Below are 17,333 nucleotides of genomic sequence, written 5' to 3' on the forward strand. Positions count from 1 at the left end.
GTTTTTATCGGTATAAAGTAAAGTGTCCAACAAATTCTCTTTCATCTCGATCACCGTTCAGTTGTACTACATACCAGTAGTCTCCAGTTGGCAATTCTCTGTCCAAGTATGTTCCATCCCAACCTTCAGAATCAACTGCTTGTTCGGAAACCACTCTACCATAACGATCAAATATTTTTATTAGTATTTCAGGGTATTGTTCAATGTTTCTAGGAATCCATAAATCGTTCTGCCCATCTCCGTCCGGAGTAAAGAAATTAGGTACTTCAATGTCAATAAACTCCATAAATATGTTTGCAACGGTAGAACATCCGTTCTCATCAACAACACGTACCTCATAAGTATCTGTTCTGGTAACATAGAATATATTATTGTCACTATTGTCATAACCGTCAAAGTAATATGTATAGCCTTCACGACCACCTTCTACAATTGCAGTTATTTCGTTCATGTTATTTTGCTCTAGAGCAAGTGTCAACGGCTCAAAATCTTCTATTACGAAATCTACGGTTTGTAAACATCCATTGGAATGTGCTATGGTAATATAATGATTACCAGGTGCAGTATTTCTAAAGTCAGCATTCAACTGTAAATCAGCTGGATCAACAGAATCTATTGCATAAAGCACATCACCGATAATACTATCATCTTCAAGAGTTATATTCACATAATTATCTGGAGTATCACCTGTACATTCATAAACAGGCACTACTGTAGCATTAAGGTTTACTCCTGTTTCAATATCGACCACAACGTTGGTATCACAACCATTGGCATCTTTGATGACAATAATATAATTACCAGCTGCCATGTCATAGAATTCTGTTCTGTTCAGTACAAAATCTTCATCGCTACTTGAGTTCAACGCGGTACTATAAGGTGCCGTACCTCCAGTAATTTCAAGAATTATGGAACCATCTTGACTATCAACACAAATCTCCGGTGTGGTCTCTGCCGTTACTTCTAAGCTTGACGGCTCTGAAATAGTATACGTTAAGTATTCAAAACATCCATTTTGATCTTGTGCAATGATTGTATACTCACCAGGAGTCAATTCGGTAAATGTACCCTCAGCGTAAAACTGATTCAGGTTGGGCGAAATTGCATACTGATAACCACCGGCACCACCAGATAAGATAACTGTAATTTCACCATTGTTCTCCCCTTCACAGGTAATGTTAACAACATTGTCTGTATAAGAAAGCGGAATAGGTTCTTCAATGATTACTTGTTCCGGAGCTGTTGTACAATCATCACTAACAACAGTTACATAGTACGTACCTGCACCTAAATCTCTAAACACACCTTGTGGCTGAGGACCTGCAATTCTAGAAGCTATACTTAAAGAACTATCGGTAAACAATTCATATTGATAGTTTCCTAATCCGCCATCCGCAGTTGCATAAATAATTGCCGTGCTTTCACCTGTACAGTTAAGTACAGCTGCAGAGGCGTCAACCGTTAGCTCTAAAGCAGGGATCTCGGTTTCGGTAATTGCATTAGATACTGCAGACTCACAACCGTTAATAGCATCGCGTACATAGAACTGGTATCTACCTGCGCCATACTCACCTGTTTCCGGTAATCCAATAGGGTTACTTGTCATTGGTAAGAAGTTGATGTTATCTACACTATACTCATATGAACCACTACCACCTGTTGCAGAAAGCTCGAACGCTACACCAGACTCACACGTTAATGCATCTGTTCTAATTAAACTTGCCTGTACTTCGGTTGGTTCTCTAACCTCAACTACATTTGTTGTAATATCACAGTTCCATCCGTCAACTACGGTAATACTATAGAAGCCTGCACCTAAATCTCTAAAATTAGGATTCGTTTGTGCTCCCGTTGTATTTGTAATTGTAGAACCGGTTGCATCATAATAGTTCAACTGATATTCATAACTACCGCTACCGCCACCTGTTACATTTGCAGTAACAACAGCACCTGTATCTCCATAACAAGCTAAGTCTGTTACAAGCGGAGTTGCATTTGCCACAATTGGTGTAGCTGGTGTTAGTGTTTCAGTATAGTTAACTACACACCCGGCATCATCGGTAATACTTACTGTGAAACCACCTGCTGCTAAATCTGTAAAAATTCCTTCGTTAACATCATTCATTGTATAGACATCACCAGTAGTAGTGTTAGTCAAAACAATATCATAAAGTCTATAACCACCTTCAACGGCAACTCTAATTACACCTTGGTCATCTGTACATGTAGCCTCTGCTAAAGTTGTAACCGTTCCGCTTAACGGAGTATCCGGTGAAATTATAGTTACCAGATTAGTGTCTTCTGAACATAAAGGAATATCTGTTTCTGTAATGGTAACATAATAGCTACCGCCAGATAATCCTGTTATAGTTCTTGGGTTAACACTTGTGTCTGATGCTGTCCCAGGAATAACAGATGTACCTGCGGCATTAAATACCTCGTAAGTATAGTTACCTGTATAGCCATCAATATCAATTTCTAAGCTACCGTTTGCATCACCAAAACACGTCACCTCTGATACCGGTGTTGCTGTTGCCGTAATAAAATCGAACGGAGCAACCGTATAACTAGCCGTGTTTACATAACAACCCGTGTCTAAATCCGTAACTCTGAATACATAGCTACCAACAGCATTTAAATCATATGTTGCAGAAGTAGCCGTAGTACTTACCAATATACCTCTTGTATTACCAATTGGTAACAACTCATAACCATAGTTATGTGCCAAACCATTATCGGCAACAGTGATTGTTATTGTTTCATCAACAGTACAGTTAATAGCCACATCTTGTGCAATTGAAGCCGTGAACGTGTTTATAGGTTGAATTGTAACCGTATCGAACGTAATACATCCTTTAGCATCTTTTACATATACATCTATAGTTTGTACACTTCCTGTATCTGATACATTAAATGTATTTTGTGATTGGAAGATGATGTTATCTATACTGTATAAGTATGGTGCGGTACCTGTACCTGCGCCTGCTGTTGCCGTTATCGTTGCAGTGTTAACACTATTATCTGCTGAACAGTTAAATTCTGTCGCCACAGCACTAACTGTTAATTCTAGTGGTTCTGTGATCGTTTCATTTTTAATGTCTTCACAACCTCTACTTGAAATAACTCTTACTTGATATTCACCTTCTGGTAAACCATTGAATAACGGATTTGTCTGTGTTGCAATTGGAGTAACCAAATCAGCAATATCATATAATTCATATTGATACTCAGGATTTGAATTTGTAGCCGGATCAATGTTTACTCTAATACTACCATCTGTACCACCAAAACAACTTACGTTTACAATTGTCGCATCTAACAACACAGGGGCTACCGGTGCATCTAAAGTCTGAGTTACCGTTCTTTCACAAACAGGGTTTGTAGTATCTAAATCTCTTACTAAGAAACTATATGTACCCTCAGCAACTAAACCTGTAAATGTTGGGTCATTCAACTGAGTTACAGCAGCACCGGTTGGAGGTGTCATTATAAACTCAAGGTTTGTAGAACCACCAGTTACATTAACTGTGATTTCACCACCTGGTATTGATGAACAATCAATAGACTTATCTACTGTTGTAGAAACATCCATTTGCTCATAAAGCACCACCACATTAGTTGTAAAAGGACAACCCCATTGGTCAATAATCTCTACGTCATAACTACCAGCACCTAAGCCTGCAAATACTCTGGTATTCTGTGGTGCACGGAAATCAGTACCGTTTAATCTTAATTGGTATGTATAGTTACTTCCTTGTCCGCCAGTAGGCATACTCACTTCGATTTCTCCTTGTAAGTTTGTGCAGTTCTCTATGTTTACTTCTAGTATTGCCGCTATCGGGTCCGGAACATCAAGAACAATATTATCTTGAATTAATCTTTCACAACCTTCTGCATCACGAGCCCATGCTTGGTATGTACCAGCACCTAATCCTGTGAAAGAAGCATCCGCTACGAAATCTGTAGTTGCAGGAATACCCACACCTACATAGTATGTATAGCCACCCCAACCACCAACTACGTCAGTAATTGTAATTGAACCATCATTACCAGGGTTACAAGTAATATCAGTTACTACTGTAGACCCGCTAATATCAGCTGTAGGACCGTTTATAGTGAATGCCTCTGTATTTGTACAAAATGGGTTATTATCCTGTCTAATTAAAACATAGTAATTACCAGCTTCCAAGCTAATGTCTGCTGTAGGTCCATTTGTTGTTGCTTCTGTACCAGAGATAACAATGGTATCATCGCCGGTATTTGCCAGTGTCCCTTCAGTATCATAAATAGTCCAAGTAAATCCGCCAGGGTAAGTTGCATCAACTAATTCAAAGTTTACTGCGCCTGTAGCGGTACCATAACAAATTACATCACTTGTTTTTACAACATCGATGGTAAATGTATTTGGCTCTACGAGAGTTTGCGTCGTAGAAACGATACAATCTGTATCCAAATGCTTCACAAGAATCGTATACGATCCCGCAGATAATCCACCGAACACGTTGGATGGTTGGTAGTTTACACCGTTATCGATACTATACTCGAATTTAGTAGCATCACCTAAGGTTGAAGTTACGACTACCGTTAATTCTCCATCACTAATTGGATTACAAGTAACTGTATTGGAAACATTTGCAACTGCATTAGTAATCTCATCAAAAGGAAGTATGGTTTCAGTTGTGCTACCAGAACATCCTTTATCATCATAAACATTGATAGTATAGGTATCTCCTGCTCTGTTCGTAACAATTAACACGTTAGACGCGCCAGATTGTACAACGGCAGAACTACTATCTACAAACTCATAGATTACATAGTTACCGCTACCGCCTGTAATGGCATCCTCGTCAACTGTAATTGTAGCGTTGTTAGGATTATTGCCCACGGTACAACCGAATTCAACTACCGAAGTATTGATATTCGAAATTAATGCAGGTTCATCAATTACAATGTTACCTGATACCGAACTACAACCATTGGTTCCTGTTGCTGTTACTACGTATGTATTTGGAGGTAAACCTTCAAACGTATTGTTGCTTGGGTTAAATGTTCCTGCTACAGGAGATATGGTAAATGTTAACGGATTAACTCCGTTTTCAACTTGCGTCAATGTAATTGAGCCATCATTAGATCCATAACATGTAATATCTATATGAGAATCTGTAAATACCGGCTGAATTGCAGGAGCTAACTCTTGCGTTACCGTTAGTTCACAAACAGGGTTTGAGGTATCTAAATCTCTAACTAAGAAACTATAATTACCATCAACGGTTAATCCTGTAAATGTTGGGTCATTCAACTGAGTAACTGCAGCACCGGTTGGAGGTGTCATCGTAAACTCAAGGTTTGTAGAACCACCCGTTACGTTGATCGTAATTGTACCGCCTGGTATACTTGTACAATCAATAGCTTTATCTACCGAGGTAGTAGCGCTTAATTGCTCATATAATTCTACTGGATCTGTTGTAAACGTACAACCCCATTGATCTGAAACAATTACATCATATTCACCAGCACCAAGACCAGAGAAAACTAGCGTGTTTTGTGGAGCACGGAAATTAGTGCCGTTTAATCTCAATTGGTATGTATAATTACTTCCTTGACCGCCAATTACGTTGCTTACGGTTACTTCTCCCTGTAAATTTGTACAGTTCTCTTGAGTAACAAGTAAATCGGCATCAATAAGATCTGGAACATCAAGAACAATGTTATCTTGAATTAATCTTTCACAACCTTCTGCATCACGAACCCATGCTTGGTATGTACCGGCTGCTAATCCTGTGAAAGAAGCGTCCGCTACGAAATCTGTAGTTGCAGGAACACCCACACCTACATAGTACGTATAACCACCCCAACCACCGACTACGTCAGTAATTGTAATGGAACCATCGTTACCAGGGTTACAAGTAATAGCTGTTACTACAGTATCTCCCGTAATATCCGCATCAGGACCTGCAATATTGAAATATTCAACATTGGTACAGAATGGATTGTTAGTTTGTGAAATGGAAACATAGTACTCACCAACACCTAAGTTAATAATTGGTGTAGGACCATTTGCTAATTCTGTACCACTTAGGACAGAAGTATTATCGGTACGGAAAATTTCCCAACCGAATCCTGTGCTATATGTAGCATCGATCAATTCAAAAGTAACTTCACCGGTATCCGTTCCAAAACAGATTACGTCACTTGTCTTAACGACATCGATGGTAAACGTATTCGGCTCTTCAATAATAGCCGAAGCCGTTAGTATACAACCTGTATCCGTATGTCTTATTAAGAAGTTATAGTTGCCTGCAGATAATCCGCCAAAGACGTTGGTAGGTACATAGGTTGAACCGTTATCGATACTGTATTCATATTTTGTATCATCACTAGCGGTAGAAGTTGCCGTAACCGTAATTACACCATCACTACCTGGCGCACATGTAACCGTTGTAGTCACTGCGGCAGTTGCACTTGTAAGTTCATCATAAGGCAATACAGTAGCCGTTGTACTACCTGAACATCCATTATCGTCATATACATTTATAGTATAGGTCTCCCCTGTTCTATCTGTAACCGTTAATACATTTGATGGACCAGACTGAACCACAGCTGAACTACTATCTATAAACTCATAGGTAACATAAGTAGTGCTACCACCTGTAATTGCTGCAGTATCTACAGTTATCGTTGCATTGTTCGAATTATTACCCACGGTACAACCAAATTCAACTACATCTGCATTGACGTTTGAAATTTGTAACGGAGTACCTACCGGACTGTCAACCTCTAAAATACAACCACGTGCAGAAGTAACTCTAACTACATAATCTTCATTAGCTGGTAAGTTTGTAAATGTCCCCGTTGTTTTTGGCGTACCCACTGGAGTTAATACAGAAGGCGTTGCTTCTATAAATAATTGGTACACATAAGGTGGATTATCCATTGTGGCATCTAATTGCACAACTATAGACCCATCTGTATCACCGAAACAAGTAACATCTGTTATAGCTGGAATAAATAGGACAGGAGTTGCCAATTCTAATTCAACATCGGTTTGGGCAGTACATCCACCTAAAACAGTATCATAAACATGCGCTGTATATACACCTGAATCCAATCCTGTAAAAATTGGTGATAGTTGAGGTCCGCCAGCAACGCTCACTCCTCCGTTATCAAACAATTCATATTCATAAAAAGTAGAACCACCATATGCTGTAATTACTATTTCCCCATCGCCTTCCGTACATGAAGGTTGAGTAGTAACCTCAGCTGTAATAGAGGTCGGGGCAAAAATTTCAATGGTCTCTACATTTCCACAACCATTAAAGTCACGAACCTGAACAGTATAATTACCAGAACTAAGGTCGGTAAACTGATGCGTAGTACCTGCAGTAGTTAACGTAGAAGACTGGTATGAACCGCTGTTTACACTAAGTGTGTATGGTTGAGATCCTTCGCCATCTAATGTAATTTCTATAATAAAATCTCCTTCATCTGCAGTACATTGGTTAATAACCAAGCCAGAAATTACTGGAGTTGGATCATCTGCAATTGTAACATCTAACGGTAACGTTGTTGAACAGCCATTTCCGTCCATTACATAGATATCCCATTCTGTATTTACAGAAGGATCTAATTCTTTATAATTATTAGTTTCATAATCACCCGCAACCGGAGTAACACCATCTTGTACATATGCATAAGTATAAGAACCGTTACCACCACCTGCAATAACCGTAACATTGGCATCTTCTGAACAGTACCCATTATTTTGATCTGCCAAGCTTAATGTAACCGGGTTAGGCTCTAATATTCTAAACTCAAAAGTATTTGTACACTCAGGTGTAGCTGCCTCTTGGAAGAATAAAACATAATCTCCCGGAGGAATGTTAGATATTGTTTCCGTAGCCGTTGGACCAGGACCGTTTGGACCTGTTACACTTCCTGAATATGAACCACCTAAAGGTGTGTTGCTTATACTTTCTCTTAATTCATAATTAATGGTAGTCACTGAACTATCATAACCCTCAAATTGAAAAGCAATTGATCCATTGGTATCACCAAAACAAGCAACATCTGTTACCGTCGGTGTTGGAACTACATCAATACTTGATAGGTTAGGAACATCGACCTCAACAAAACTTGAACATCCTGTTGTAGTATCAATCACCTGAAAAACATAAGATTGACCTGGGTTTAGTCCGTTGTAAGTTGCAACTTCCTCATTTGGATTAGCACCGGCAGACTCAGCATCTGGAGTGGTGCCCGCACCATAAATGGTAAAGTCATAATTACCCGAACCACCGCTAGCCGTTAGTTCTGCCGTACCGCCAGTAATACAACTAACAGCAGGTATTACAGCGTCAACAGACAAATATGGGTTAGAAAGCACTCTAACCGGATTCTCGTAATACTCACAGCCGTTGGCATCCAATACACGAACATAATAATCACCAAAAGCTAAGCCATCAAAAGTAACGGTAGTAGCCGTTGTATTTGCAATAGGGTTTGGACCCGTAGTAGCAACAATATTATTAAGATTGTCATATAATGTATACGTAAAGTTAGGTACACCACCACTGGTAATCGTAATTTCAATACTACCTGGAATATCACCAGAAGGACCACAACTAACGTCAGTTGCTACCACATTAGCATCAAATAGCACTGGATCAACAACAGTTACACTTCCATTATACGTACATTCTTTAGAATCCCTAACAATATAATTATAGGTGCCGGCAGCTAAACCTGTGTAAACACGTTGACTTGTAAAGGCACTACCATCAAAACTGATTTGATATGGTGAAGAGCCGAAATTAGGATCAACGTTGATTTCTACAATACCATTGGTATCTCCAAAACAAGTTGGGTTGGTAACAGTTTCGCTAGCAACAGGATTTACCGTTGCCGTAACCGTAACTACATTAGAAACAGCAGTACAACCTTGGTCATCTGTTACTCTGAACCTATAGGTACCAACAGTTGAGGTGGCATATGGGAACGTTCCTGTAAAAGCAGTAAAGCCACCGCCATTAACATCCAATTCATATGTGTAAGGAGCATATCCACCATTGGTTACTAAATTCATAGTAGCATCTGGTGATATAGTACAATCTAAATCTTTTGTCAGTGTAAGACTAGCCGTTAATTGAGGTTCAATATCAAAAGTTACCGTATCTGTACAACCATTCGCGTCTCTAATTTCAAAAGAATAGTTTCCTGGAGTTAGATTTGTAAAGGTGTTCGAATTTCCAAATACACCAGTATTCATTTTATATGAATAAGGAGCCACTCCTCCAGTTGCACCAACTTCGATAGTCGCCGAACCAGTTACAGAAGAGTCAAAACACACATCTGAACTCGGTAAAATACTTGCTACAGGAGCAACAGGTGCGGTTAATGTAAAGGTATCGGTTTCAATACATCCGTTTGCATCAGTAACAGTTATAGTATGTAAACCTAATTGATCAAGACCAGTAAATATTCCTGTGTTTTGTGCTGGCGTTAACGAAGCATCCGGTAATTCAATTACATAAGAATATGCAGCGGTACCACCAGTAACCGTAATATCTACAGCACCATCATCAATACATGTTGGTTGTGTTGCCGTATTAGAAACCGTTAAAACAGCGGGCTCGTTAATAATTTGAGTCAAAATTTCTGTACAACCGGCAATAGGGTTGTCAACATCTCTAACATAGATTGTATACGTACCTTGAGATAAACCAGTTATTTGATGTGTTGCAGCAGTATCGCTACCTTCAATAGTTGCGAAAGCACTATCATAGCTATACTCATAACCACCTGGTCCAAAATTCTCAACTTCAAAAGTTATGGTACCAGAACCATCTCCATTACAATCTAAATCTTCATAAGATAAAATTGCAGCTTCAAAAGCATTCCCATCTTGAACATCGACAATGATATCTGTAGAACAATCACTACCATAGTCTACGGTAATGGTATATTGACCAACTGCTACGTTATTAAATACATTATTACCAATTTGAGGAGTATTACCATCGATGCTGTATGCATACGATGCATCACTTGGAAGAATGGTAATAATTCCTGTTCCATCACAACTGTAAGCAATATTACTAGTCAAAGAAGGAGCGGTCGGTAATGGCGCTATTATTATATTCGGAAGACTAATTACACATGCAATATTGTTTGCATCCCTAACTTGAACTGTAAATGTACCGTCAGACAAACCGGTGAAAACAGTTCCACCAGCAGTAGCTGCGGTCCAAGTACCACCATTTAAGCTATATTGATAAGAACCAGAACCACCAGTTGTAGGTGTTACCCCACCAACTGTAATTTCAGCCAATTGATTACAAGTATAATCTTCTGTCTGTGCGCTTTCTGCTAGTATTTCCGGTAACTCGTCTACCGGAAGCGATAATAGCGCTTCACAATTATTTGCATCTCTTACCCTAACATCATACGTACCTGCCGTAAGGTTATTGAACGAACTTACGGTACTAAAAGCACCGCCATCGATACTATACGTATAAGGTGCTTGACCACCACTTGGTGCTAAAGAAATACTTCCGTTGTTACCACCAAAACAAGTAACATCAACAACAGTTGGTGTTGCGGCTACTGGAGCATCTTGGTCTATATTAATATCATACATTGCAGGACACGCGTCCGCACCACCATTATTATCAAGGACATAAACATCATAATCTCCAGCACCAGATACGGTAACCGGGTTGGTAGCTGAATAGTCTCCCGCTGTAGGAGTAACCCCATCGGCAACAACTGCATATACATAATTACCATCACCACCTGCAGCGGTAATATTTATTTCACTATCGGTGCCACAAGCCGTTATTGTACTAGCACTTGCACTAACCGTAACTTGTTGTTCTATGGTAACGGTTTGCGCCGGAGCATCACAACCAAAAGCATCGGTAACCTCAACAGTATATGTACCATTAGAAAGACCCGTGAACGTATAGGAAGTTGCATCTACTGGCGTTGGAGTTACAAAAGAACCTCCATTGATTCTAAATTGGTAATCCCCATTTCCTGCAGTAACATCTACCGTAATGGTTGCATCATTGCTACCACTATAACACGTAGTTTCCTGTAAGGTGAAAACCGGAATTTCTGGCGCTGTAATTATAATAGGCGTATCGCTTACATCTGAACAACCATTTGTATCTCTAGCACGCACATAATAAGTACCGGCAGGCAATCCATTAAAAACGGCATTTGTTCTGTACGCGGTTACAATACCAAGAACATCTTCTTCTAATTGATACTCATATCCTGGTGTTCCACCGGTTGCACTAGCCGTAATTTCTCCACCACCATTGTTACATGTAAAATCTTGAGTAAGACCTGCATTGGCAACAACCAAAGTAGGTTCATCAATAGTTTGATCAAAGAATGTAGCACAACCCGGCAAAGTACTACCTACCTCCCTAACATAAACTCTATAGCTACCTGCCGCAAGTCCAGAAATTGTTTGTGGTGAAACTGTAGTACTACCTAAAATACTAGCGAAATTATCTAGGCTATATTCAAATCCGCTTGCACCATAATTACCTACCTCAAAAGTTAAAGAACCAGAGTTGTCGCCGTTACAATCTAAATCTTTATAAGAAAGCAGGGCTGCTTCAAATTGATAACCGTCTTCAACAGTTACAATAATATCGGTTGTACAATCACTACCATAATCTACGGTAATAGTATGTTGACCTACTGCTACATTATTAAATACATTGTCACCAATTTGAGGAGCATTACCATCAATACTATAAGTATACGTTGCATCATCTGGAAGAATTGTAACAATACCCGTACCATCACAACTGTAAGCAACACTACTTGTCAAAGAAGGCACTGTTGGCAAAGGAGCAATTATAATTTCAGGGAGGGTTACAACACAATTGATATTGTTTGCATCCCTAACTTGAACCTGATACGTATTATCCGTTAAATCAGTAAAAACAGTTCCTCCGGCAGTAGCTGCGGTCCAAGCACCACCATTTAAGCTATATTGATAAGAACCAGAACCACCAGTTGTAGGTGTTACCCCACCAACTGTAATTTCTGCCAATTGATTACAGGTATAATCTTCTGTTTGTGCGCTTTCTGCTATTATTTCCGGTAATTGGTCTACGGAAATAGATAATCTAGCCTCACAACTATTTGCGTCTCTTACTCTAACATCATACGTGCCAGCAATTAAATTATTAAATGAACTTGCGATACCAAAAGTGCCGCCATCAATACTATATGTATACGGAGCCTCACCACCACTTGGGGCTAAAGAAATACTACCGTTGTTACCACCAAAACAAGTAACATCAACAACAGTTGGTGTCGCTGCTACTGGAGCATCTTGGTCTATATTAATATCGTATACCGTTTCACAGAAATCGGTATTACCGTTATTATCCCTTACGTACACATCATAGTCACCTATACCGGTCACCGTTACCGTATTGCTAGGATCAAAATCTGCAGTCGTAGGTGTAACCCCGTCAGCAACTACGGCATATACATAATTACCATCGCCGCCTGCACCACTAATAGTTATTTCGGTATCAGTGTCGCATGCGTTAATGTTACTTGCGCTTGCAGTTACCGTAAGTGCCGGATTTACAGTAATACTTTCAGTGTCTGTACAATTATTACCATCTCTTACCTCAACCGTATATGTTCCTGCAGAAAGATCAGAAAATATATTGGTTGTACTAAAAGCACCACCGTTTAAGCTATATTCAAAAGAACCGTCACCACCAGAAGAAACGCTTGCCGTAAGAGTCAATAATACAGCATCATCAAAACAATCTTGATTTGGTGTAATTACTAAAACTGGTGCAGTTGCAGGATTAAGATCAAAAGTAAATGGTATACTACAGTTGTTGGCATCTGTAATAGTACCGTTATAGGTTCCTGATTGTGATAATCCATTAAAAGAACCTGTACTATTGGTTCCGAATACAGTGGCATCTGGATTGCTCAGTTCATACACATAACTTCCCCATCCGCCTGTTGCAAGAACACTAACACTACCATCTGATGTACAACTAGGCTGTGTCTCGGTTAAACTAGAAATTGTCAGTGCCGAAGCCGGACCTTCTAATTCATGACTGGCAGAATATCTACAGTTAGTATCCGTATCTACAATTTCTATTGTATAAATACCAGGAGCCAAATTATTTATGTTGTCAATTAATGCTTCAGTACCACCTGTTCTTACTACTCCTGCAGGACCGGTAATGGTATAGGTAAAGTTTTGACCAGCCTGGAAGTTTACATTAAAACGAATAACTCCGTCTGCAGCACCAAAACAACTAATTGGTTGCGTTGTTTGACCACTTGCAGATATAGGGTTAATCGCATTTATCGTATAATTTTCTTCATAAAAACAACCATCGGCATCAGTAACTCTTACCGTATAGGTGTCAGGAGCTAAACCATCAAAAGCAGCTTCGTTTCCTGTTGTGCTTGTTGGTGCAATTGTAGCAGGTGCTATAATTGAATACACATAAGGTGCAGTACCATTAATTGCATTTACGGTTAAATTAACGGTTTGTGCCGGACATGAAATTTGTGATTCTGTAATAGTTAAATCTGTTGGAGGGTTTGGTCTGTCAATTACTATTTCGTCCGTACTTAATATACAACCGTTGGCATCTCTAATCATAAGATTATAAGTACCGTCAGTAAGATTTTCAAAACGATGTGCATTTACGGTAGTATCTGGGATAAAGTTGATTCCATCAATACTATATTCATATGGAGCAGTACCACCGGTAACATTTTGTGCCTCGATAATACCCTCTTGTAAACATGTATAATCTTGAATCAGAACCGAAGTACCACTAACTGCAGTAGCAGGTGCGGCTATTGAATAGTTCTCTTCATAATCACATGACGCACTTCCTTTTCTTTGGTTGATTACAATAGTATAATCGTCATCTGCCAAATTAGGAAAAAGACCCGTATTATTTTCAGCTAACAATACATCATTAGAATCATATAGGTAAAAAGTCAATTGATATCCATTATCATCTATTAAATTAAACTGAATTCTACCGGTAGATTCACCAAAACATAAGACATCATTAACCGTAGTCGCAGCAAATTCCGCAGCAGGCCTAAATTCTATAGTAACAGTATTGGATTCACTATAACAACCATTTCTATCTAAAACTACGAAGGTATAATCACCTGGGTCAAGAATATCAAATATTTGACTCGATTGAAAATTAGTTGCAGGAATATCAGAATAATTAGGATAAGATGTTACGGTTGTACCGGAAGGGTCTATATGTTCCCAAATGGCGTAGGTATGTGGTGTTTTACCGCCCTCAGAATCCATTAAAATATTACCTTCTCTACACGTAATATGTTGAGATACCCTTGCAGTAAGTTCTAAATCGTTTTCATCTATAACGGTGATTTCTTCACTATAAGAACAACCGTTGTCAGTACTCATGTAGGCAATATAATCACCAGCAGTTACATCTGTAAAAGTATAATTGTTATCACCATGACCGTTTTGGCTATCTATAAGTGTACCTAAACCGCCATTGGCACCATCATTGCTTCTTAGTTCAAAAGTAAATGGAGGATCGCCATTTATTATTTGCAAGTTTACGGTTCCAAGGCTAAAACATGTTTCTGGCGTAACGTTAACTTCATAAGATACCGAACGATCACGAATACCTATTACAGGTGTTGTAAAAATACAAGCGTCTTGAATTGGGTCGCCGTTTAGGTCTAACTGAGTAACCTCTACTCTATAAGATCCGTTCTCACCACTAACGAAATCAAAACTTGGTCCATTGTTTGAACTAAACGGTATAATAACATTATTAGTTTCATTGTCTACCAACTGATATCCATATCCACTACCTAAATTAGTAATGGTAATGTTACCATCAGTATCACAAACAATATCTCTATTATTGAAATTTATATCTAGGTTATTCTGAAAACCTTTAAAATAGAAACGGCTAGTACAACCATTTTGATAAACAACAGATAGTCTATATTCCCCTGGTGCATTTAATAAATAGTTACTACCGGTACCTACTTCTGTATATGAACATGTAAGGGCCCTGTTGGCACAGTCTTCACCTACATCAACACCACAACTGCCTTCAACCAATCGTTCCCAAGTTACGCTCTGTGCATCAACAATATTTACTGCCAACGGTTTTGTGTCATTTATACCACATAAGAATATTTTGGGTATATATGCACTATCATCTGAGCAAAAAACAATTTCACCCGGTATATCATTACTTGGATCAGTATCACTGTTTACTTCATTAAAATATTCTGTAACAGGATTTGGTAAGTTACCCGAACCAAATGGCTCTACATTTATAATTTCCTTAAACCCTTTACAAGGATCGGCAACAATTTTATCTACTATATATTGACCAACAAGAGTTACTACTTGTGTGCTAGGATCGTTATCTGGATCACCGTCATTAATTTCAATGTCGGTTGCATCAATTTCGCCATTATTATTTGTGTCTCGATACCATATATAAGAATCGAAACCGTCACCAGCATTTAAAATAGCACTAGTACCACAAAGTTCAATTGTTCTCTCAAAATTACAATCAGATAAATCATCTAAAAGAAAGTTTGTTGCACCTGGTATAACAAATCCACATGAATTAAAGTCAGTTACACTAGGGTCATCTGTTACTTGTGCAGAATTATTTTCACCTCTGTATGAACTATATGCTAAGTTCTCAATTAAATCTGAACAAGCATTTATAAAATCAAAACAGTTTTCGGCGACTTGAACTCTAAAAATTATAGAATATTGACCATCTTCTTCTTCAACAAATACATCTGGTATCGTGAAAACAATTTCTCTTGTTAATGGGTCATACGTATATGTTATTTCATAACAAGAACCTGCTTCACAAATTTGCGCAGGAAATACAAAATCAGAATCATTAAAAAAGCTTCTACCATCTGGTGGAGAAACATTTACTGGCAACACATCTCTAATCGTATAATTAATACCATCATCATTGCCAATATTTTCAAACGTCAAAACATAGTCAAGTGTTTGCCCTAAATTTACTCCCTGTCCTGTGATATCTACCCCACCTGGTGTTTGTACTCTTTTCTCCAATACAATATTTGGTGCAATAATATCTACATCAAAAGAGGTAAAGAAAATATCATACTTATCTTGAGAAGAACTTGCCCTTAAAATGGCACTAGTGGCATCATTGGGAATGATGGAATTACTAGCACCGCCATTAGGTATTTCAAAAAGGTCAACATCCCATCCATTAGTATTTATACTACTTGGGTTTCTTGCAATATAGTGGCTATCAAATTGTGTGATACTAGAATTAAAGAAATTATTCCCTGGGTTTTCCCCATTAGTTAATGTAGAAAAAGTTCCATTTGCATTAATTTGAAGTGCATCTCCAGTAATTCTGTTATCACCTTCCAAGGCAGCAACACCCATATTGGCATATACAGGAAAAGGTGCAGGTAACGTAGTAAATCCATCTACAAGGATATCGACACTTTCTCCTGACTTAATACCTGCATATCCGTCGAAAGTGGTAATAAATTTATCTCCGGAAAGATTTGGGTTTTCATAGACAACTACCATTTTCCAACCACCAGAAATACCACCAGAAATATCACTTCCAGTACTCGCTCTAACATTGGCAACAAAATATTCTCCGTTAGGATTTGCCATTGCTGACACGATATCTGTTACATCCTTATAAGCGGCATAGGGACTATAATACCCAAAATCCGCATCACCATTACCATCAAAAATAATCTCATCTGCCGTAATGTCTTGATAAGACCCACCAGGGGTTCTAAACTTAATATCATCAATATTACTTCTGTCTGAATTTACATATACCGCCGACCAATACAACCCAGCATAACGTACCAAAGAACAATCAACATCAGGTATTTCTAAACTTGCGCTACTTGAACTAAACGTTGAAGTATCAGTATCGATATCAATGTACTGCATATTCAGATTGTCATTGTAATCTGAATTAGAACCTGTAAAGTTATATGGATCGTTAGAAGTTTGCCCCGGATAACATACTCTATTTCTTCTACTACCTACACAGTAAGGGTCAATTTGTGGGGCTACTATACTATTTGCAATAAAAGTAAGGTCCCCTCTAATATCAGCTTCGTATCGAACTTCGAAGTCATTTTTAACCTGCGCAACTGCCGTTTGTAAACCTAACGCCAAGAATAAAATGAAAAATAAAAATTTTGAGTACTGTTTTCCCATAAGAGAAGTGTGTTTAGTAAAATCTAAAAATTGAGTCAGTTTGGTCATTTTGTAAATT

General features: G+C 38.5%; 1 protein-coding gene. It reads right to left on the reverse strand.

Annotated features, from left to right (window positions below):
- Positions 1-4: 4 nt before the first annotated feature.
- Positions 5-17,323, reverse strand: a complete 17,319-nt coding sequence (locus PXC01_RS01290) for a T9SS type B sorting domain-containing protein (protein WP_276470565.1) — start codon at positions 17,321-17,323, stop codon at positions 5-7.
- Between the last annotated feature and the right edge of the window lie 10 nt (positions 17,324-17,333).

Origin of the sequence: Maribacter huludaoensis (assembly GCF_029350945.1) — a bacterium.
GTDB lineage: Bacteria > Bacteroidota > Bacteroidia > Flavobacteriales > Flavobacteriaceae > Maribacter > Maribacter huludaoensis.

What these genes read in the sequence shown, in the direction of transcription:
- PXC01_RS01290 (WP_276470565.1), bottom strand. Translation starts at nt 17,323, where the DNA reads ATGACCAAACTGACTCAATTTTTAGATTTTACTAAACACACTTCTCTT.